Source organism: Selenihalanaerobacter shriftii, assembly GCF_900167185.1.
Taxonomy (GTDB): domain Bacteria; phylum Bacillota; class Halanaerobiia; order Halobacteroidales; family Acetohalobiaceae; genus Selenihalanaerobacter; species Selenihalanaerobacter shriftii.
Map to the genome: position 1 here is coordinate 187342 of NZ_FUWM01000005.1, position 21253 is coordinate 208594.

General features: G+C 31.9%; 19 protein-coding genes and 1 riboswitch. Of the genes, 17 read left to right on the top strand and 2 right to left on the bottom strand.

The window, feature by feature from the left end; all coding sequences use genetic code 11:
- The first annotated feature begins 8 nt into the window (after positions 1-8).
- From cooS to thiI, 6 genes are all read left to right on the top strand, one after another.
- Positions 9-1931: an anaerobic carbon-monoxide dehydrogenase catalytic subunit gene (gene cooS, locus B5D41_RS03320; protein WP_078809180.1), complete on the top strand. Its 1923-nt coding sequence runs from the start codon at positions 9-11 to the stop codon at positions 1929-1931.
- A 24-nt stretch (positions 1932-1955) separates the two neighbouring features.
- Positions 1956-2726, top strand: a complete 771-nt coding sequence (locus B5D41_RS03325; RefSeq protein WP_078809181.1) for an ATP-binding protein — start codon at positions 1956-1958, stop codon at positions 2724-2726.
- Positions 2727-2829: 103 nt separating this feature from the next.
- Positions 2830-4464: a radical SAM protein gene (locus tag B5D41_RS03330; protein ID WP_078809182.1), complete on the top strand. Its 1635-nt coding sequence runs from the start codon at positions 2830-2832 to the stop codon at positions 4462-4464.
- Between the two features lie 15 nt (positions 4465-4479).
- Positions 4480-4779, top strand: a complete 300-nt coding sequence (locus tag B5D41_RS03335) for an MTH1187 family thiamine-binding protein (RefSeq protein ID WP_078809183.1) — start codon at positions 4480-4482, stop codon at positions 4777-4779.
- Between the two features lie 149 nt (positions 4780-4928).
- Positions 4929-6089, top strand: a complete 1161-nt coding sequence (locus B5D41_RS03340; protein ID WP_078809184.1) for a cysteine desulfurase family protein — start codon at positions 4929-4931, stop codon at positions 6087-6089.
- Positions 6090-6114: 25 nt separating this feature from the next.
- Positions 6115-7290, top strand: a complete 1176-nt coding sequence (gene thiI, locus B5D41_RS03345) for a tRNA uracil 4-sulfurtransferase ThiI (RefSeq protein WP_078809185.1) — start codon at positions 6115-6117, stop codon at positions 7288-7290.
- 48 nt (positions 7291-7338) lie between these two features.
- Here thiI and B5D41_RS03350 read toward each other — a convergent pair whose 3' ends face one another.
- On the bottom strand, positions 7339-7536 hold the full coding sequence (locus B5D41_RS03350) for a DUF1540 domain-containing protein (RefSeq protein WP_078809186.1): 198 nt from the start codon (positions 7534-7536) through the stop codon (positions 7339-7341).
- A gap of 303 nt (positions 7537-7839) precedes the next feature.
- Here B5D41_RS03350 and kamA point away from each other — a divergent pair, with 303 nt between their 5' ends.
- Together kamA and ablB are read left to right on the top strand one after the other, a co-directional pair.
- Positions 7840-9081 carry a lysine 2,3-aminomutase gene (gene kamA / locus B5D41_RS03355; RefSeq protein ID WP_078809187.1) on the top strand — a complete coding sequence of 414 codons (1242 nt, stop codon included), beginning with the start codon at positions 7840-7842 and terminating at the stop codon, positions 9079-9081.
- Positions 9082-9111: 30 nt separating this feature from the next.
- A complete protein-coding gene (gene ablB / locus B5D41_RS03360; RefSeq protein ID WP_078809188.1) occupies positions 9112-9984 on the top strand; it encodes a putative beta-lysine N-acetyltransferase in 873 nt (290 codons plus the stop codon).
- Positions 9985-10071: 87 nt separating this feature from the next.
- Here ablB and B5D41_RS03365 read toward each other — a convergent pair whose 3' ends face one another.
- Complete coding sequence (locus B5D41_RS03365) at positions 10072-10914, bottom strand: carbon-nitrogen hydrolase family protein (RefSeq protein ID WP_078809189.1); 843 nt, start codon at positions 10912-10914, stop codon at positions 10072-10074.
- A 257-nt stretch (positions 10915-11171) separates the two neighbouring features.
- On the opposite strand from B5D41_RS03365, the gene B5D41_RS03370 reads away from it, so the two are divergent.
- From B5D41_RS03370 to B5D41_RS03410, 9 genes are all read left to right on the top strand, one after another.
- Positions 11172-11972: a hypothetical protein gene (locus B5D41_RS03370; RefSeq protein ID WP_078809190.1), complete on the top strand. Its 801-nt coding sequence runs from the start codon at positions 11172-11174 to the stop codon at positions 11970-11972.
- A gap of 132 nt (positions 11973-12104) precedes the next feature.
- Entirely contained in the window at positions 12105-12377 is a 273-nt protein-coding gene (locus tag B5D41_RS03375) for a hypothetical protein (RefSeq protein WP_078809191.1), read from the top strand.
- A gap of 107 nt (positions 12378-12484) precedes the next feature.
- Positions 12485-12790 (top strand): hypothetical protein, encoded by a 306-nt coding sequence (locus tag B5D41_RS03380; RefSeq protein WP_078809192.1) that lies wholly within the window; start codon positions 12485-12487, stop codon positions 12788-12790.
- Positions 12791-12851: 61 nt separating this feature from the next.
- Positions 12852-13247, top strand: coding sequence for a 4Fe-4S dicluster domain-containing protein (locus tag B5D41_RS03385; RefSeq protein ID WP_078809193.1), 396 nt, complete (start codon positions 12852-12854; stop codon positions 13245-13247).
- 271 nt (positions 13248-13518) lie between these two features.
- The gene (locus B5D41_RS03390; RefSeq protein ID WP_078809194.1) at positions 13519-15033 is read left to right on the top strand and encodes a glycine betaine uptake BCCT transporter; all 1515 of its coding nucleotides are present in this window, start codon (positions 13519-13521) and stop codon (positions 15031-15033) included.
- Between the two features lie 358 nt (positions 15034-15391).
- Positions 15392-15628, top strand: coding sequence for a glutathione S-transferase family protein (locus B5D41_RS03395; RefSeq protein ID WP_078809195.1), 237 nt, complete (start codon positions 15392-15394; stop codon positions 15626-15628).
- A gap of 191 nt (positions 15629-15819) precedes the next feature.
- A riboswitch (cyclic di-GMP riboswitch) is annotated at positions 15820-15925 on the top strand.
- 85 nt (positions 15926-16010) lie between these two features.
- On the top strand, positions 16011-17225 hold the full coding sequence (locus B5D41_RS03400) for an HD domain-containing phosphohydrolase (protein ID WP_078809196.1): 1215 nt from the start codon (positions 16011-16013) through the stop codon (positions 17223-17225).
- 298 nt (positions 17226-17523) lie between these two features.
- Positions 17524-19470 (top strand): methyl-accepting chemotaxis protein, encoded by a 1947-nt coding sequence (locus B5D41_RS03405; protein WP_078809197.1) that lies wholly within the window; start codon positions 17524-17526, stop codon positions 19468-19470.
- A gap of 220 nt (positions 19471-19690) precedes the next feature.
- Positions 19691-20962, top strand: a complete 1272-nt coding sequence (locus B5D41_RS03410; protein WP_078809198.1) for a HAMP domain-containing protein — start codon at positions 19691-19693, stop codon at positions 20960-20962.
- The last annotated feature ends 291 nt before the right edge of the window (positions 20963-21253 follow it).

Here is a 21253-nt window from a genome sequence, read left to right on the forward strand (position 1 = left end):
GTGATAATATGAATAAATGTCATAATTGTTCAGATGAATCTTTAATTAATAAAGCTGAAAAAGAAGGAATAGATTTAGTTTGGGATCGACACGAAGCTATGCAGCCCCAATGTGGATTTGGTGAACAAGGGATCTGTTGTCGAATCTGTATTAAGGGACCTTGTCGAATTGACCCTTATGGAAATGGTCCTCAAGAGGGAATATGCGGAGCTGATGCAGATACAATAGTGGCTCGTAATTTAATAAGAATGATTGCTTCAGGGACAGCTGCTCATTCACTGCATGGGAAAGAGATAGCGAAGACATTATTAGAAGTAGCCCATGATGAGGTTGATAGTTATGAGGTTAAAGATGTTGATAAATTAAAAAATATTGCTAAAAAGTTGGAAATAAAAGTTGAAGATAAGAGTGTAAAAGAGTTAGCAGAAGAAGTTGCTTATGAAACTTTGAAAGATTATACTCGATTTGAAGATGAGCCATGTAATTGGTTAGCTAATACTATAACTGAACAAAGATTAAGTAAATTAGAAGACTTAGATATTGCTTTAAATAATATTGAATCTTCAGTAACTGATATTATGTCGAGAACTCATGTCGGTACTGATGCAGATCCATTGAATCTATTACTAGCTGGATTAAAGTGTGCTCTAGGAGATTATACTGGAATGCAGCTTTCTACGAATCTATCTGATGTCTTATTTGGTACACCTGAACCAGTAATTAGTGAGTCTAACTTAGGTGTAATCAATGAGGATGCTGTAAATATTGCAGTACATGGTCATAATCCATTATTGAGTGAGATTATTGTTGACGTAGCTGATGAACTTCAAGAAGAAGCCATTGAAGCTGGAGCCGAGGATGGAATTAATATTGTAGGAATCTGTTGTACAGGAAATGAAGTTCTTTTACGTCGAGGAATACCATTGGCTACAAATTATCTATCACAGGAATTGGCGATTTTAACTGGAGCTGTCGAAGCAATGGTAGTTGATGTGCAGTGTATTATGCCTTCTTTGGCTAAGATTAGTGACTGTTATCATACGGAACTCTTTACAACTATGCCTGATGCTAAGATTCCTGGAGCAACTCATGTAGAACTAAATCCTTCTGAAGTTGCAGAGAATGCTAAATCAATTGTGCGAAAAGCAATTAAAGCATTTGAGGAAAGAGAGCAGGATAAAGTTGAAATTCCAACTGAAACTTCTAAAACTATAGCTGGTTTTAGTAAAGAAGCAGTTGTAAATTTATTAAGTGAAATTGATGCAGAGGAACCATTACGGCCATTAATAGATAATATTGTTAATGGGAATATTAAAGGAATAGTCTTATTTGCCGGTTGTAATAATACTAAAGTAACACAGGATAGTAACTTTTATGAAATGGCAACTAAATTGTTAGCAGATGATATTTTAGTTTTAGCTACTGGTTGCGCGGCTGGTGCTTTTGCTAAGAATGCTTTAATGAATTCTCATGCTACAGAAAAATATGCCGGTGATGGATTAAAAGCAGTTTTAGAAATACTTGGTCATGAAGCTGGATTAGATGCACCATTACCACCAGTATGGCATATGGGTTCATGTGTAGATAATAGTAGAGGAGTAGATTTAGCAGTAAGTATTGCTAATAAGCTTGAAGTAGATTTAGACCAGCTACCATTAGTAGCTTCTGCACCGGAATTAATGAGTGAAAAAGCGATTTCTATTGGAACTTGGGTAGCAACTCTCGGCATACCTGTTCATGTTGGTGTAGTACCACCAGTAACAGGAAGTTCATTTGTTACTAACGTATTAACATCAGATTTAGGTGATTTACTCGGTGGTTATTTTATTGTTGAAGAAGATCAGCAAAAGGCTACTGAGAAGTTAATTGAAATTATTGAGAAAAAACGCGATGATTTGAATATTAATGATTCACAAGAAGAAGCAGTTTAGTCTGTTGAGAAAGGAGTCAGTAAGATGAAGATTGCTATTTCAGGAAAAGGTGGAGTAGGCAAGACTACTTTATCTGCTTTAATGGCACGAAGACTAGCAAAAGAAGGTCGAAAAGTATTAGCAGTGGACGCCGATGCAGATGCTAATTTAGCAACAGCTTTAGGAATAGATATCAGCCAACATGATATTCAGCCTATTGCTCAATTAGAAGAGTTAATAGCAGAGAAGATGGGCACCGGAGAAGATGTTGGACAAGGTTTATATGTATTGAATCCAAATGTTAGTGACATTCCAGATCGTTTTGCTATAGAGTATCAAGGAGTTCGATTTTTGGCAGTAGGTACAGTAAAGACTGGAGGAACCGGTTGTTATTGTGCGGAGAATAAGTTAATTAAGAGATTGATCAATCATCTTATGTTAAAGAGTGATGAGGCAGTAATTATCGATATGGAAGCTGGTTTAGAACATCTCTCTCGAGGAACAGGTGAAGGTGTAGATGCCCTTATAGTAGTTGTTGAACCAGGGATGCGTAGTATTCAAACTGCTAAAAATATTAAAAGCATGGCAGATGAAATTGGAATAGAGTCTGTTTACGGTGTGGCTAGTAAAGTGCGAAGTAATAAAGATTTAGATATAATTAAAGAGAAATTAAAAGAGATACAATTTTTAGGAGCTATTCCTTATGATGAAGAGATAATTAAAGCGGATTTAGAAGGACGACCTTTTTTTGACTTTGCTAATGAAGAGTTATTAAAAGAAGTAGATGCAATTTTACAGAATTTGAATATTGACTAAGTCAGTGCTCACCTTTTATAGGTGAGCGCTTTTATTTTTGCTTTGAAATTGGTATAATAGGATTGGTATTAATTATGAGATTGTGGTGAAAGGAAGGTAGTAGATGCAGAAAGCAAGGGTTAGTATTTTAGACGGTTATTTAGATGAACCATCTTGTTTAGGGGTGCCCCCTTATATTGCTCCTCATGTTAGGTATACTTATGGAGCATTAAAAGATGCAGGTTTAACAGAAGATGATATTAATTACTTAACTATTGATCAATTTAGAGATAACAGAAAAGAGTTAATAGATAAATTACAGCTCTCTGAAATAGTAATTATTATTGCAGGGACTACAGTTCCTGGTAAATATTTAGGTGGACAGCCGATTACTCTACAGGAAATCGAAGAATTAGGAGAAGAATTAGATAAACCCAAAACTTTTTTAAATGGACCTATTGTCAATTGTGGTTTGGGGATTAATTATATAGATGTGATTTCTGAAGAAATACCAGGGTTAACTATTTATCAGCATTTGACAGATAAAGATTTAAGTAAGGAGTTAGATATTGCTCAAATAGTAGATAGGTGGGCAGGATTAGGTGTAGAAGTTACTCAACAGCATCCTAACTATCCTTATTTAGTCTGTGAAATCGAGACATTTAGAGGATGTCCAAGAGAGAATCATTGTTCTTTTTGTAGCGAAGGATTTAAGGAAGTTACTTATCAACGCAGTATTGATGGGATTATTAATGAAGTAGAAGGGTTAGCTGAGTTAGGTAATCAATACTTTAGGTTAGGCTGCCAGACTGATTTATTACTTTATCAGTCTAAGGAAGAAGAAGGGGAATTAATACCGAATCCAGCAGCTATAGAGAAACTTTATTCTGGAATTAGAGAGGTGGCCCCTGATTTAAAAGTTTTACATATGGATAATGTTAATCCAGCTACGATTGCTGATTTTTCTAAAGAAGCAGCTCAGATTTTAGAAACGATTGCTCAATATAATACTCCAGGGGATGTGGCAGCTTTTGGATTAGAGTCAACCGACCCTAAAGTATTAGAAGCCAATAATATCGGTACTACTGTAGAAAAAACTTTACAAGCGATTAAGATGATGAATGAGCATAGTGGTTATCGAGAAGATGGAGTACCTAAATTACTGCCGGGAGTTAATCTTTTACATGGTTTGCAAGGTGAAAGCAAGGAAACTATGGAATTAAATTTTAAATTTTTAAAGGAAGTTTTGGAATCTGATTTATTGGTGAGAAGAATCAATATCCGTCAAGTAAATCCTTTAAAAGATTATGAAGCAGCTCATGGATATAGTAAACATGATTTTAAAAAGTATAAAAAGAAAGTTAATGATGAAATAAACAAGCCAATGTTACAACAAGTATTTCCAGTAGGAACGCTGTTAAAGGAAGTAATTATTGAAGAAAGTAAAGGAAAGATCTCTTTTGGCAGACAATTAGGTACCTATCCTATTTTAGTAGGTATTCCTGGTCAACATGAAGTAGGCGAAATTATAGATGTAAAGATTATTGATCATGGATATAGATCTATAACTGGTCTGCCTTGGCCATTTAATATTAATGAAGCTGGACTGGCAGAATTAGAATCTTTGCCTGGAATCGGTAAGAAACGAGCTATGCGAATATTTATGAAGAAAGGGATTAAGGATTTAGACCATCTTAATGAAATTTTGGATTATGGTTATGATGTAGAGAGATTAGAGGATTTAATTTTATTTAAATAAAGGAGATGATTAATTATGGCACTTGTAGAGGTAACTGTGGTTCCTATAGGAACTGAAAGTAGTAGTCTTAGTGAATATGTGGCTAATTGTCAAAAAGTATTGGCTAAAGAGACAGAGATTGAATATCAATTAACACCGATGGGAACTATTATTGAAGGAGATTTAGATACTATCTTTGAAGTGGTTAAGAAGTTACATGAAGTCCCTTTTCAAAAAGGTGCTATGAGGGTTTCAACTTCAATAAAAATTGATGATCGTCGTGATAAAGAAGCTAGTATGCAGCAAAAGATTCATTCGGTAAATAACAAATTATAACTCTAATTCTAAATTATCTTTATCTTGCTTAAATTAGTCGCCTATGGTACAATATTATACTAGATTGTCAACAGAGTAAGCATATTTCAGACTGATGATTTTCATAATAAGTATAAAGTCATTAATTATCAGAAAAGAGGATGATTATTATGGAAGAAATATATTTAGATAATAGTGCTACTACTAAACCTAAAGAAGAAGTAGTGAAAGCTATGATGGAACCTTTGACTAATAATTATGGTAATCCATCTTCTCTACATCAAAAAGGGATTGAAGCTGAAAAACTACTTAAGGAAGCAAGAAGAAAGGTTGCCAAGGTCATTAGGGCCGATGAGCAAGAGGTTGTCTTTACTACTGGAGGAACAGAGTCTAATAACTTAGCCATTAAAGGTAGTATTGACACTTTAAAAAGATATGGTAATCATTTAATTACTACTAAAGTAGAACATTCTTCTGTTTTGCATCCTTTTCAGGATTTAGAAAAAGAAGGCTGGGAAGTGACATATCTGGATGTAGATGAGACCGGAGTGTTGGATTTAGAAGAGTTAAAAGAAGCTATTACAGAGGATACGATTTTAGTTAGTATTATGTATGTGAATAGTGAAGTAGGAGCTATTCAACCAATAGAGGAAGTAGAGCAGATAGTAAAAGAGTATAAAGAGAGTAATCTTTATTTCCATGTGGATTCAGTTCAAGCTTTAGATAAGATAGAGGTAGACTTAAGTAGATTAGATATTGATTTAATGTCTATGAGTGGACATAAGATTCATGGTCCAAAAGGAAGTGGCGCTTTGTATGTAGCTAAAGATACTAGGTTAAAGTCACTGATTACTGGTGGTGGTCAAGAGAATGGTCATCGGGCTGGTACTGAGAATGTACCGGGTATTGTTGGCTTTGGTGAAGCTATCAGGTTAACTACAAATGAGATTGAAGAAAAAGTGGCTAAAATGCAAGAATTAAAAAAGAAGTTGGCTGATGGTATTACTTCTAACTTAGATGATGTAGAAATTAATGGACCTAAGTTAGAAGATGGGGCGCCGCATATTTTAAATGTTTCATTTAAAGGATTAAAAGGCGAAGTAATAGTACATGCTCTAGAAGAAAAAAATATTTATGTTTCTACTGGTTCAGCCTGTTCATCAAAAGGTTCTAGTCCTAGTCATGTTTTAACAGCTATGGGAGTAGCTAAGGAGGATATGGAAGGGGCAATTAGATTTAGTTTATCTACATTTAATACAGAAGCAGAGATTGATTATACTATTGAAAAAATAATAGAAGTTATACCAAAATTAAGGAAGATTATTGGATAGTGATTAGGTGTTGGGAGGAAGAGAGATGAAAGATTTAATTTTAATTAGATATGGGGAGATTGGAACTAAAGGCGATAACCGTCATCTTTTTGAAGATAAATTAGTACAAAATATTGAAGAAAGCTTAATAGGAGTAGGAGAGATTAATGTTTATAAGACTAATGGCCGGATCTTTGTAGAAACAGAAGCAGATGTGGATTTAGTAACTGATAAGCTACAGAAGGTATTTGGTATAGTAGGAGTAAGTCCAGCTAAAGCGATTCAATTAGATTTTGAACAGATTAAAAGAGCGGGGTTAGAATTAGTAGAAAGGCGTCTTGATGGTTCACCGCAGACTTTTAAAGTAGAGACTCGAAGAATCAATAAAGGTTTTGAGTTAGATTCTATGGATATTAATCGGGAATTAGGGGCTCATGTATTAAGAAATACAGAAAATTTAACTGTTGATGTTCATAATCCTGAGATTAGATTAAATGTAGAGGTTAGATATAAACGAGCATATGTTTATACCGATGATCTACTTGGTGTAGGAGGTCTGCCAGTAGGGACTAGTGAAAAAGCGGGATTACTTCTATCCGGTGGTATTGATAGCCCGGTTGCCGGTTGGATGGCTATGAAAAGAGGGGTTGAACTAGTACCGATTTACTTCCATAGTCCACCGTTTACTAGTGACCGAGCTAAGGAGAAAGTAATTGATTTATGTAGAGAATTAGCTTCCTACGCTGGAGGTAGTCTTAATTTAAGAGTAGTCCATTTTACTGATATTCAAACTGATATTAATGAAAAGTGTCCGAAGAAGCTATTAACTATTATTATGCGGAGAATGATGATGAAAATAGCTGAAAAGATTACTAATCAAGAAGAAGGTAAGGCTTTAATTACAGGAGAGAGTATCGGTCAAGTTGCCAGTCAAACTTTAGATAGTATGAATGTAACTAATGCAGTTACTAACATGCCAGTATTTAGACCACTGATTGGTTTAGATAAGAATGAAATAAAGAGAAGGGCTAAAGATATTGGAACATATGAGATTTCAATTCGACCATATGATGATTGTTGTACACTCTTTGTACCTGATAGTCCAGAGACTAAGCCTAAATTGAGATTTGTAGAGTATGCTGAAGAGGATTTAGGTGATATAGAGGAGTTAATTGAAGAAGCAATAGAGAAAACAGAAATTATAAAAGTTGAAGTTGATTAATATAAAAAAGGTGGAGGGATTCCCTCCACCTTTTTTATAATTTATTTATTATCCATTAGCTGGTTTAAAAGTAACACATTGTGTTTCACGAGAATGGTTAGAAGTTACTTTACCACCTAAAGAACCAGCTTCCATATCTGCCTTGCCGGAGTGTGAATCATTACTAACACTGATTTTATCTGCTTGACAGACATTGCCCTGCCCCCAATATGAACAGTTGCTAACATTACATCCAATTTTAGACATTACCATCTCACCTCCTTATCCCCGGGAATACAACTTTATAATTCCCAGATATTTAGCAATTATTCATACTACTCAATAGAAAAGTCCCCTAGATTATGTATCAAAATGGTATTAAAACATAATATAATATATATTAAAATAGACAAAATTAATCGTAATTAGCTCAATTTTAAATTTACCAGGATTAATTTGGAAAAGTTGCAGGAGTCTTGATTTTTTTATTTAATAATATAAAGGGCTTTAATTTATGAAAGCCTGTTATTGCTCAATACTAATAAATTAAATAAGGAGTGGTTAATTAAAGTGGAAGACGTAGACGTATCGGATCTATGGGATTGTTCACAGGAAGAATGGGATGATTGGCGATGGCAGTTAGCAAATAGTATTACTACTGCAGGAGAGTTAAAGGAGAAATTTAATATCTCCGACCAACAAGTTAAGCAGATTGAAGAGGCAAGAGAGATCTTTCCAATGTCAATTACTCCGTATTATGCCTCACTAATTGACTTCGACCAAGAATTATGTCCAATTCGTTTACAAGCTGTACCACAGAAAGCGGAATTAGAACAGTCTAAATATGAAATGGATGATCCGCTACACGAAGAAGAAGATTCACCTGTATCAGGTCTTACCCATCGATATCCAGATAGAGTCTTATTAATGGTGACTAATAAATGTTCTATGTTTTGTCGTCACTGTACCCGTAAAAGAAAAGTAGGAGATGGTGAAAGTAGAGTTGATTTAGAACAGATCAAGAAGGGTATTGAATATATTAAGGATAATCCACAGATAAGAGATGTTTTATTATCAGGTGGAGACCCTCTCTTGTTAGATTTAGATATTTTAGAAGAAGTTATATCTGAATTAAAAGATATTCCCCATGTAGAAATTGTGAGATTAGGTAGCAGAGTACCAGTAGTCTTACCACAACGGATCAATGATGAGTTAGTTAATCGATTAAAGAAGTACTCACCACTATGGATTAATACTCATTTTAATCATAAAAAAGAAGTAACGCCTAGAGCTAAAGAGGCATTAAATAAATTAGCTGATAATGGCTTCCCATTAGGTAATCAGACAGTATTATTAAGAAATGTTAATGACTGTCCTTTAGTGATGAAAGAATTAATGCATGAGTTAGTTAAAAATCGAATTAGACCATATTATCTATATCAATGTGATTTATCCCGAGGAATTGAACACTTTAGAACATCAGTATCTACGGGAATTGAGATTATAGAATCTTTAATAGGTCATACTTCTGGATTTGCTGTACCACGTTATGTAGTAGATGCTCCCGGTGGTGGTGGAAAGATTCCAATTACTCCTAATTATTTAGTCTCTAATTCAAGACGAAAGACAGTTTTAAGGAATTATGAAGGGGATATTGTTGTTTATACTGAACCTGAAATTAAAGAAGATAACTGTCCAGAAGAATGTAATGTATGCACAGAAAATAAGGAAAAAGCAGCTAATGGTGAAGCAGTCGAACCAAGTGGAGTCCAAAAATTACTTTCTGAAGATACAAAGGAATTTAGTCTTTAAATTTCAAGGAATAATAAGGGGGAATGCTAAATGAGTATTTCTTCACTAAAGCCGATAAGTAAGTATGGTATTGACCAAGTTATAAGAGGTAAGGGTTATGAAGCTAAAGTTAAGTATTCGTCGCTTAATGAACGAATTGTGGTTAAGGAGTATTCAGGCGGCAATTTAATCAATTTAGGTAAGAGATTAAAAGGAGAAGCTAGCAGAAAGGATTACGGTAAAATTTGGGCTAAGATTCGAGCTAAAGATCACAAGAAATTTATGGATGTAGGTTTTGAAGTAGAAGCGGTTATTAAAGATTTTTATATTGATGAAGATGCTATGCTCATGGCATTTTATCCTGATAAAAAGAGGGGTCAAATTATAAGTGAGGAAGAAGATGAAATTATAAAAGACATTGAAAAATTAGAGACTCTTTTACCTCAAGTAAAACCTGAGAATAATTGTAAATTTAAATTAGCTGATTCTAGTGACGCAGAAGATATATCTGAATTATATGAAGAAGTATTTACATCTTATCCTACTCCTATTTTTGATGCTGAATATATTGGAGAAACTATAGAGGAAGGCATGATTTATGGCTTGATTTATGAAGATGATCAATTAGTAGCTGCTGCTTCAGCGGAAACGAACTCAGAATATAAGAATGCTGAAATGACTGACTTTGCTACTTTGCCTAGTAAAAGAGGTAATGGATATGCAAGTTATATATTAGAAGAATTAGAAGAGGAATTAAAAGCAAGAAATTATCATACTCTTTATAGTATTGCGCGAGCTATTTCTTATGGGATGAATAAAGTGTTTAAAGTTGCCGGTTATGAATATACTGGTAGATTGATTCAGAATTGTCATATTGCTGGTGATTTTGAAGATATGAACCTTTGGTGTAAAGTTATAGAATAGATAGTAATTTAATAAATGAGTTATTAAGCTCCTAATTCTGAAATGGATTAGGAGCTTTTATCAGTTAAATAGATTTTTTAAGTATTTCTAAATTTCTTCTAATTTATATAGATCACTACGGCGATGTTTAAGTAGTGGTAATTCCTCTCTAATCTTTTCAAGCTTAGTTAAGTCAATTTCTTGAATGATAACGTCCTCTTTACTACCTGCTTCATGCAATTTTTCTGCCCAAGGATCAATTATCATAGAATGACCATATGCATGATAATCAGCTTCAAGGTTACGAGCAGGGGAAGCCCCAACAACAAAGACTTGATTATCGACTGCTCGAGCTTTAAGTAAAGTCTCCCAATGAGCAGGTCCAGTTACAGTATTAAATGCACCAGGGATTATAATCATTTCTGCTCCTTTATCCACCATTAACCTCATCAATTCAGGGAATCTTAAATCATAGCAGATTGCTACTCCTATATTAATAAGCTCAGTTTCAACAACTGTGACTTTTTCTCCATAGCTTAATGTATTTGATTCTAAAAATGTTACTCCATCACTTAAATCTACATCAAAGAGATGTATTTTACGATGCTTATCTAGTAATTTACCATCCGGCCCGAATATCAAACTAGTATTATATAGCTTTTCGTCTTTATCTTCTACGACAGTTTCAGGAATAGAGCCGCCGATTAGATAAATATTATGTTCTTTTGCTTGCTTAGAAAGGAATTCATAAGTCTTACCACCAGGTATTTCTTCAGAATAGATCGGAAAATAGTGATTATCATAAGGACAGTTGAACATTTCTGGTAATATAATAAGTTCAACGCCTTGCTTAACTGCTTTGGCTATCATTTTTTTCATTTTTAGAAGGTTTTTATCTTTATCAGCTATCACCTTATTTTGACATACTGCTAATTTTAATTTTTTATTCATGTTTATCCTCCTTCTTTTTTTATTTAAATAATAATTTTATTAAAAGTATTATATCTTAAATCTATTCAAAAAATCAAACCAATATTTATGAGCAATAATTACTTATTGGAATAAGTAATTATTATGATTGAATTATAAAAAATATTTATCGTCATTATTACGATAAAAGTTGATTAAGAGACATATTCTAACTAATGGAAGAGATAAAAGACAAATTATGTTTTGGCAATGGAATAAAAATATAAGGGGGAAATAACGTGAATTTTAAAAAAATAATGATTTATTTAGTCTTTTTAGGTTTATTAACATTTATATTTGTTGGGGGCTATTCTTCGTTGGTTTATGCCAATGAAAATCAACAAATTCTTCAAAAAATTAATTATAATTATTATAGCTTGCGAAGATTAGGGTTACAAAAATATAATTGTACGTTTACGAATAATGTTATTGCTGATTTAAAAAAGGTAATTACCTTACAAGGGCGATTTGATGATTCAACAAAGAAAGCAGTTAATGATTTAGAATTCTATTTAAATTATGATAATGGTAAATTTGGAATAGATAATTCTACATATAAAAGTACTGGTAATCTAAATTTTGATATAGGGTTTAAGAAGATGATTCTTGGTACTAAACAATCTATTATTAGTTTTATTAGTATTTGGAGAGGATTTGTTGTTGAACCAGTATTTGAAGAGAATAGTCAAAAGTATGATATTAAGAAGACTAAAGATGGATATGAGATTACTATTCATGAATTAAAAGCAGAAGCTACGGCTTTGTTAAATAAAGAGCTACGTATAACAGAAGTTTTAATAACCACTGATGATACAAAATTAAAAATCATTCCTGAATTTATAATAACAGAACAAGGATTACTGCTTAAAGGCTATCAAACGCATTTGAATAATGAATCAATGCAATTAAATGCAAGTATTAATTATCAAGATGTAAAAGGACTAAAAGTATTAGAAAAGGTACGTATGGAAAGTGTAATGCCAGATTCACGGAATAGCTTAACTTACAATTTTTATAACTATCAACTTAAAATAGATTAAAAGCTTGATTTATATCACAGACAGCATAAAAAATATAAGTTATAATAAATTTGGAAAACAAAATTATATAGATGGAATATTTTCTAACTACTCAACCCCCTCCCGCAGGGAACAGGAAAGGAGATGGGCGAATTGTTTCAATGTAAAAGTTGTGGTGTATTAATTGAAAAATTACGACCTAAATTTATTGACGTAATTGTTGAAGGTGAATCTAAAACCCCTCCAAATGTTAAAGAGTATCTATGTCCGGAATGTGGTGGAGTTAATTATATCTTAAATCTGGAATATTGTGATAAGTGCAAGTATTCAGATTCTTTTTTAGAAGATCCACAAACCGGTAGAGTTATTGCTACAGGATGTAGAGGGAAATGTCTTAATAATGGCTTTAAGAGAATTAATAAATAACGTATTGTATTGAATCTTGTACACGGGATGTCTTAAGTAAGTTAGGGGTAGAACTTGTTGAATCTGAAGATCAAACATGTTGAGGAGGGTTTGTAACCTTTGCTAATGTGGCATCACCGACAGCTTCTATGCCGGCTGTAGCTAGAAATATTTCTTTAGCTGAAGAAGAAGGCTTAGATATTTGTGCAGTCTGCAATGGTTGTTGGACATTTTTAAATGAGTTTGGTCATTTCATGAACGGGAATGAAGAAGTGCGAGAAAGTGTTAACATGATGCTAAATATGATGGGGCGTGAGTATAAAGGTGAAAGTGATATCTTTCATATAGGTGCTTTATTATATAAACTTAAAGATAGAATTGCAGAAAATGTTGAAAGACCTTTAGAAGGAGTAAAGATAGCTACCCAAAAATGAAGTTAACTAGTATTAAAGAAGAAGCAGATCCTGATTTTAAAGAAGGGAGGGGGGAGAAAGAATGTTATATAAACTTGATACCGATACTATGAATAATAATTTATTAAAACGAGTAGAAGAAGGAAGTAATAGTACATTACGTAATTGTTTACAATGTTATAAGTGTGGGGGGATGTGTCAAGAGAGTGATAGGTTTGACTATACGCCTAGACAGATAATTGAACAAATAATTGATGGTTTAGAAGATAAAGTATTAAATAGTAGAGCTATTTGGATGTGTGGAACTTGTGATAAATGTGAAGTAAAATGTCCTTCAGGAATAAATATGAAAAAGATAATGCAAGTTCTGCGAAAAATGGCTAGAGAAAAAGGAGTTGAACCGAATACCTCTCGAATTAATAGAAGATTTGAAAAGAAAGCTCACTGTCCTAAGAGAAAAAATGATCAAGATCAATAAATTATAATAACTATACCTATATTATGTACTTATTGCCTAAGGTTCCTTATTGGAGTCTTAGGTTTTTTATTATGTACATACTCTATAATCAAGTTTATTAAATAATCATAATTAATAAATAAACATGGTTGACAAATAATCACATTTATAATAATATATTACTAGGAGTACTTTAAAGTTTAAACTGGGGGTGTTAATTAATTTAAATTTAGTTACTGTTATCAGTTAGAGAAGTAGAGAAGTCAGTAAAACCAAGGAGGGGAATATCTACATGACAGTACAAAAAGAAGATATTGATCGATTAGGAGATAATAAGAAAGAATCGAATCAAGTATTTTATATTTCATTGGGTATTGTATTTGCTATAGTCTTTTGGGGTTTATTAATGCCAGAAAATTTTGAAAATACGGCAAATTCAATCTTTAACTTCTTAGTAAGTAAATTTGGTTGGTTTTATTTAACTTCTATGTTTTCATTTGTGGTTTTTTCGATCTGGATTGCTTTTAGTAAATATGGCAGTATTAAATTAGGGCCAGATGATGCAGAGCCTGAATATAGCATAATTTCTTGGTTTGCTATGTTATTTAGTGCAGGTATGGGAATTGGACTTGTTTTTTGGGGAGTTGCAGAACCTTTAAATCATTATATGGCGCCTTTAGGTGCTCAAGGAGGAACAACAGCTGCTGCAAATTTTGCAATAAAAAAATCCTTTTTTCATTGGGGATTACACCCTTGGGCTAATTATAGTGTTTTTGCGTTAGCTTTAGCTTATATGCAGTTTAGAAAAGGTAAGCCAGGGTTGACTAGTAGTATATTTATTCCGTTAATTGGAGAGGAGAGAGCCTCAGGGAGTATTGGTAAGTTTATTGATATTCTAGCTATCTTTGCAACTGTAGCAGGAGTAGCAACTTCTTTAGGTTTAGGTACTTTACAAATCAATAGTGGACTTAATCATTTGTTTGGTATACCAGAGACTGGTTTAGTACAGATAATCATTGTAGCTGTAGTAACTCTTTTATTTATGATTTCAGCAGTTAGTGGATTAGATAAAGGTATTAAGATTTTATCAAATACGAACATAACCTTAGCTGTTCTTTTAGTAGTGGCAGCAATTATTATTGGTCCTACCGTATTGATTATCAATGCATTTACTGAAGGGGTAGGTGCTTATTTAAATTCATTTATTAAAGATAGTTTACAAATTGGAGCATTTAGTGATAGTAGCTGGTATGGCAGCTGGACTATCTTTTATTGGGCTTGGTGGATTGCTTGGGCTCCATTTGTAGGCACCTTTATAGCACGTATCTCAAGAGGTAGGACCATAAGAGAATTCGTCGGAGGAGTTCTATTAGCTCCTACACTAGCATCATTTATTTGGTTTGCTACATTCGGTTCTCTAGGTATTAATTTAGGGACAGGAATTGCCAGTAAAGCTATAGAATCAACTCCAACAGCTTTTTTCGTTGTTATGCAAAATTATCCTTTAGGTAGTTTAATATCATTTATAGCAATCTGTTTACTCTGTACTTTCTTCATTACATCTGCTGATTCCGCTACATTTGTGTTAGGTATGATGTCATCTAATGGAGATTTAAACCCAACTACCAAAAGAAAATTAATTTGGGGGGCAATTCAATCCTCATTAGCTTTAGCACTTATGTTAGCTGGTGGCTTATCTATGTTACAGACAGCTTCGATAGCAGCTGCCTTTCCATTTGTATTTGTAATGATATTTGGTATGGTTTCTTTAATTAAAGCTCTTAGAAATGAAGAAGTTGTTAACTAAATATATTTAATAGCTCCCCGAGTATTAGGTAGTTTATAAAGCTAGCTAATACTTGGGTTTTATATTTTATACTTATAATAGCATAGTTACATTTAAATGTCAATCATGATTATAAATTAAACATGATTATACAATGGAAAATAATAGTTAATATTATAGTATAATTTCTGCATTATATTTAAAATAACTGATTAATATATAAGATGATTTGTTCAATATGACCTTTTTGTGTTCTTATCATAAGATATTAATATTTTGGTTTTTTAATAGGAGATTAAAAAAATTTATAGTATTATATAAAAGAGGGAATAAAATAAAAAAGATATTTAAATTATACTACATAAGGAGGAGAGGAATGATGATGAAATTATATCAATTTGAAACATGTCCATTCTGTATAAAGGTGAGAAATAAACTAGATGAGCTAGGGTTAGATTATGAAACTATAGAAACTCCTAGAGATAGAGATAAGAGAACAAAGGTAAAAGAGTTAACTGGTCAAATTCTAGTACCAGTTTTAGAAGATAATGATGGGACTGTAGTATATGACTCTAGTAGAATAGTTGAATATTTAGATGAGCAGTATGGTAATTAATTAATAATAAATATATTTTAATGATTAATTTCATTGTATGATTTTTACAATAACTATTTGGAATACTGGTATATTATAGTATATTATGGACAAATGTCCCCTTGACATTAAATATGGAAGAAGATATAATATGTTGTAAATAGTTAAATTTTGTGTTTATTATAAAAACAAAGAATATTATTAGCATTTTTCCTCGAAAAAGGCACACTTATTGAAAGGTGAGGTCGCAAAGCTCTAAATCTAAGGTATGGTATTTGACTATTAATAATATCATGCTATGATCGTTAAGCTACCGAAGGTAATAAAGGTTATCAGGGATAGCCCTATTCTTCTATGAGGAATAGGGTTTTTTAATTTAAAAAGGTTTAAGGGGAAATGTATTATGAATGGTAATGATCTGAAGAGGACATTTTTAGCTTGGAAAGAATTCACATCAGGACAGAAGGTAAGTATCACGGTTAGGGAGACGGTTTTAAAGGCATGGCAACGGTGTGAGGAGTTAGGTGCTCCTATTGATGGGTTAAATGTACAGCAGTTACTTACTAAAGATCTAAATGGGTTAAAGGATAATAATAGAGAATTAATTAAAGCTGCTAAGCCTTTAATGAAGCAGTTATTTTCTCAAATAGATTATTCAAAATCATTATTAATATTAGCTGATAGTGAAGGTTATCTTATAGAAATAGCAGGTAATCAAGAAATGCAGGAACATTTAAATGAATTAGATATTACTGAAGGGGTACAAGTTTCGGAAGTAGAAATGGGAAATAACTGTGTTGATTGTAGTATTAGATTACAAAAACCAATCAAGATTGAAGGACCAGAACATTATAATAGATCATTTCATAATTGGAATTGTTATGGCTCTCCAATACACAATGATGATAATCAGATTGAAGGAGTTTTAAGCTTGATAACTCCATTATCCAATTCTAATTCATATAGTTTAGGGTTAATAATATCTACGACTAAAGCTATTGAAAACCAGTTAATATTAAATAGACGTAAATTAGTAGTTGACTCAAACTCTAATTTAGTCGATACTTTTTCAAAGATAATTGAATTAAAACATTTATATACTTCAAAACATAGTAAAGATGTGGCAATGTATTCAAAAGCAATCGGTATAGAGCTTGGTTTAGATGAAAAGTCTATGTATAATTTAAGATACGCTGCGTTATTACATGATATAGGGAAAGTAGGTATTTCTGATAATATTTTAAATAAACCTACTTCATTGACTGACCAGGAGTATAAGGAAGTACAAAAGCATCCAATAATTGGAGCTAATTTATTAAAACAAGTCGATTTAAGTGATGAAATAATATTGGGAGTTCGCCATCATCATGAGTATTTTAACGGAAATGGTTATCCTGATAAGCTCCAAGGAAGTGAATTATCTATAATAGCAAGAATCATTGCTGTTGCTGATGCGTTTGAAGCGATGACGTCTAAAAGACCTTATAGAAATCCATTTTCCAAAAATGAAGCAGTTTGTGAATTAAAGGCTTGTGCTGGGAGTCAATTTGACCCTGAGTTAGTCAAGGTGTTTATTAAAGCTTTAGACAATAAAGATATTTTTAATATTGCTTTATAAATTTATATTAATTTTTTATAATTTATTAAGTCCTATTTTTTAGGGCTTTCTTTTAAGCCATTACACTAATCAAGATTATATAATCATCGCGTTTAGAATAATAGGGTTGCTTAAGTTAAGGGGGAGGGATATAAAGGTTACAGCATCTCATATTCAACAAAAAGCTTCTTCTATTCAGGAATTACAGAAAATAGTTGAAGATTTTGAAGTTTAAAAGCATAAAGCTAATATCTTAATATTAAGATATTAGCTTTATTTTGCAAGGGGAGACTTATAATTTTCTATAGGGGGATAATATATGAAAAGAATAATGTCATTTTTTAATAATAGTCTTAGGAATAAGTTGATTACTTTATTACTATTAATTTCTTTAGTGCCTGTAATTATATTAAGTTATTTAGGAATTAACAAAATAGAATCTGTATTAAAAGAGAATTTTGTCCAATCTACCACTAAAGAAATTAGACAAGTAGATAATGCTATTAATCTATATTTTGAAACTGTTAAAGAGAATTGTCAAATGCTAGCAAGTAATAATTTTATCAAACAGGCAGATGAGACAATAACTACTTATATGAATAAAACGACTGAAGAAGAATTAAATATGACTCCATTACAGAATGGAGGTGTTGAAGCTAAGATTTATAAAAAGTTTCTTCATTTTGCTAAAACTCATCCTAAATCAGCATATGTATATATGGCCACTAAAAATGGAGGATATATTCAGTGGCCTGCTAATTCTCTTATGAAGAATTATGATCCAAGGGAGAGGCCTTTTTATAAGACTGCCATGGAGAATAAAGGTGAAGTAGTTAGAACAGAACCATATTATTTTGCAGCTGATGATGCAGTAATTGTAAGTACGGTGACAACTATTAAAGACAAAGCAGGAGAAATAATAGGTGTTCAAGGATTAGATGTTAGTTTAAAGGGCTTAACTAATATGGTAAAAGAGATAGAAATAGGTAAGACCGGTTATATGATTGTAACTACTGGTGATGGGACTATTTTAGCTCATCCGAAGCGTCCAGAGTTAAATTTTAAGAGCATAAAGAAGTTAGGTGTAGATAAATTAAATAATATATCAAAATTAAAGAATAGTAATTTTGAAACAAGAATGAATCAACAGGATTACTTAATGAATGTATATACATCGCCTGAGACTGGTTGGAAGTTTATATCAGTTATGAAGAAGTCAGAGCTAACCAGTAAATTAAGTAATATATATAAATTAGTTCTAGGGATAGTCTTGATAGCAGCGATTATAATCATAATAATAGCAGTAATCTTTTCTAATAGATTTACAGAACCAATAATTGCTGCTACAGATTTTGCACAAAAGATTGCTAAAGGTAATTTGGATATTAAGTCACTTGATAATGAATTAGATGGAGAGATTGGTAGCTTAAGTCAAGCACTTAATGACATGCAGAGTAGTCTAAAAGATATGATTGCTAATTTAATTAATACAATTGAAGATCTATCAGCATATAGTGAAGAACTATCTGCTTCAGCAGAAGAAGGTAATGCTGTAATTGAAAGTAGTAATCAAAATATTGAAGGAATGACAGCAAGTATACAGCAGATTTCAGCAACTAGTCAAGAAGTAACTGGCTTAGCACAAGAAGCAAATTCACAAGCAGAAATAGGAAGTAGCAAAGTTGAAGAGTTAACTAGTATTACAGAAGTTAACGAAGCAGTAAATAATGCTGTAAATTCTATTGATGAGTTAGATTCAAACTCACAAGAGATAGGTAAAATTATAGAACTAATTACAAATATAGCAGAACAGACTAATCTGTTAGCCTTAAATGCAGCAATAGAAGCAGCTAGAGCAGGCGAGCATGGTCAAGGATTTGCAGTGGTAGCTGAGGAAATTAGAGAATTAGCTGAAGAAACTGCTAAAGCAACCCAGGAGATTGATACGTTAATTAAGGATACTCAAGATAAATCGGAAGATGGATTACAAGCAGTAAAACAAGTAGAAGATAAGGTTAAAGATAGAAATGAATTAGTAAAAGAGACCGGTAAAGTTTTTGCTAAAATTAAAGAATCAATTGAAGAAACATCAGCCCATATTCAACAAACAGCGGCATCTACTCAAGGCTTAGCTGAAAACAGTGATGAGGTGATGAATGCTTCGCAGGATATTAATAATATGTCAGAGGAAGTAACAAAGTCATCTCAAGAATTAGCTAATATGGCACAAAAGTTACAAGGATTAATTGAAAAATTTAGGATTTAAATTTATTAGTGGCCAATATATCTTTTTGAAGATATATTGGCCATTTATATGTATAATTAAGAAAAATAGTATTATACTGTTGAAAAAATAGATTTAAAGGTAAAAAATAAAGGGATTAATCTAATGGTATCTAAATTTTATATATAGTAGATATTTTTAGGGTATTAAATAATAGTTTATGATTTAATAAAATAAATATAATGGAAGGATAGGTATCTTTATGCATGAAAAAGGTGGGGCCTTTACAAATAGCATTAAAATTAAATTAATTATCATATTTTTATTAGTTTCATTAATACCAGTAATTATTTTAGGATATTTAGTTATGGATAAGTTTAAAGAAGAACTAAAAAATAATTTTATTAAAGCTACTAGTAGAGAAATTAGACATGTAGATCGAAATATTAGTCTATATTTTAAAGCTGTTAAAGAAGATACTAGAATGTTAGCAACAAACCCTATTGTTAAAGAAGCAGATGAGAGTCTTACTACTTATATGAACAAGACTAAACCACAAGAGTTGCAGTTGACTCCATTAAAGAAAGGCGGGGTTGAAGCAGATATTTATGAAGTGTTTTCTCATTTTGCTAAAAATCATTCTAAAGTTTCAAGTGTGTATTTAGGAACTAAGTCTGGAGGCTATGTACAGTGGCCTGCTATTTCTCTTTCTACCAAGAATTATGATCCTAGGAAAAGACCTTTTTATAAGGGAGCAATGAAGGATAAGGATAAAGTAGCAATTACTGATCCATATTATTGGTCTGCTAATGATACGACTAATGTTAGTGTAGTAACAACTGTAAAAGATAATAATGGAAGAATTATAGGTGTCCAAGGAATTGATATTAGTTTAGATAGTCTAACAAGAATGATAGAGGATATTAAGATTGGGGAGACTGGATATGTAATTGTGACTAATAATCAAGGGAGTATTTTAGCACATTCTCAGAATGCTGAATTAAATTTCAAGAGTATTAAATCATTAGGAGTTAATAAATTAAATAATATAGAAAGTATTAATCAAGCTAGCTTTGAAGCAGTTATGAATGGTAAGAATTATTTTATGAATCTTCGTAATTCATCTCAAACAAATTTAAAATTTATAGCAGTAATTGAAAAGAAGGAATTAACTGAGCGAGTTGATAATATATACAAAATAATATTTTGGATTATATTTATTTTAACTATCATAATAATCGTCATATCTATATTCTTTTCTAATAAATTTACAAAACCATTAATTGCTGCAACTAATTTTGCAAGGGAGATTACTGATGAAAACTTAAATGTTGAGCCATTAAAAATAGAAAGAAGAGATGAGATTGGAGAATTATCTGGAACGCTTAATGATATGAAGAATAAACTTCATCGTCAGATTCATAAATTAAATTTGAAGAATAAGGCCTTAAAATATGAAAAGGAAAAATTACAAAAATATTTGGATATTTCTGATTTAATGAGAATTGCAAGGTTAAATGCACGGTTTTTCTAAAAAAATTGTCCTCTGTTTATTTATCCAAAATTTTACATAAAAATAAATGATCTGCTTATCTATAATAATTATATATCAATACTTTAAATAATAATTCATTTGTTTTCCCTACAAATACTCAAAATATATTTTTTAAATCTGTCAAGGACGTGCGATAGCACGGGCAAAGCCTTTATCCTTGTACTGATCTAAAAAATATTTTATAATCTTCAGCTAAGGAAAACAATTAAAATTGTATCTGATTTTACTGTGGTATTTAGAATAAAATTATATTTGTTAAGCAACCGATAT

Bases quoted from the DNA above. Each gene is read 5' to 3' on its own strand.
- cooS (WP_078809180.1), top strand. From the start codon at position 9: ATGAATAAATGTCATAATTGTTCAGATGAATCTTTAATTAATAAAGCT.
- B5D41_RS03325 (WP_078809181.1), top strand. From the start codon at position 1,956: ATGAAGATTGCTATTTCAGGAAAAGGTGGAGTAGGCAAGACTACTTTA.
- B5D41_RS03330 (WP_078809182.1), top strand. From the start codon at position 2,830: ATGCAGAAAGCAAGGGTTAGTATTTTAGACGGTTATTTAGATGAACCA.
- B5D41_RS03335 (WP_078809183.1), top strand. From the start codon at position 4,480: ATGGCACTTGTAGAGGTAACTGTGGTTCCTATAGGAACTGAAAGTAGT.
- B5D41_RS03340 (WP_078809184.1), top strand. From the start codon at position 4,929: ATGGAAGAAATATATTTAGATAATAGTGCTACTACTAAACCTAAAGAA.
- thiI (WP_078809185.1), top strand. From the start codon at position 6,115: ATGAAAGATTTAATTTTAATTAGATATGGGGAGATTGGAACTAAAGGC.
- B5D41_RS03350 (WP_078809186.1), bottom strand. From the start codon at position 7,536: ATGTCTAAAATTGGATGTAATGTTAGCAACTGTTCATATTGGGGGCAG.
- ablB (WP_078809188.1), top strand. From the start codon at position 9,112: ATGAGTATTTCTTCACTAAAGCCGATAAGTAAGTATGGTATTGACCAA.
- B5D41_RS03365 (WP_078809189.1), bottom strand. From the start codon at position 10,914: ATGAATAAAAAATTAAAATTAGCAGTATGTCAAAATAAGGTGATAGCT.
- B5D41_RS03385 (WP_078809193.1), top strand. From the start codon at position 12,852: ATGTTATATAAACTTGATACCGATACTATGAATAATAATTTATTAAAA.
- B5D41_RS03390 (WP_078809194.1), top strand. From the start codon at position 13,519: ATGACAGTACAAAAAGAAGATATTGATCGATTAGGAGATAATAAGAAA.
- B5D41_RS03395 (WP_078809195.1), top strand. From the start codon at position 15,392: ATGATGAAATTATATCAATTTGAAACATGTCCATTCTGTATAAAGGTG.
- B5D41_RS03400 (WP_078809196.1), top strand. From the start codon at position 16,011: ATGAATGGTAATGATCTGAAGAGGACATTTTTAGCTTGGAAAGAATTC.
- B5D41_RS03405 (WP_078809197.1), top strand. From the start codon at position 17,524: ATGAAAAGAATAATGTCATTTTTTAATAATAGTCTTAGGAATAAGTTG.
- B5D41_RS03410 (WP_078809198.1), top strand. From the start codon at position 19,691: ATGCATGAAAAAGGTGGGGCCTTTACAAATAGCATTAAAATTAAATTA.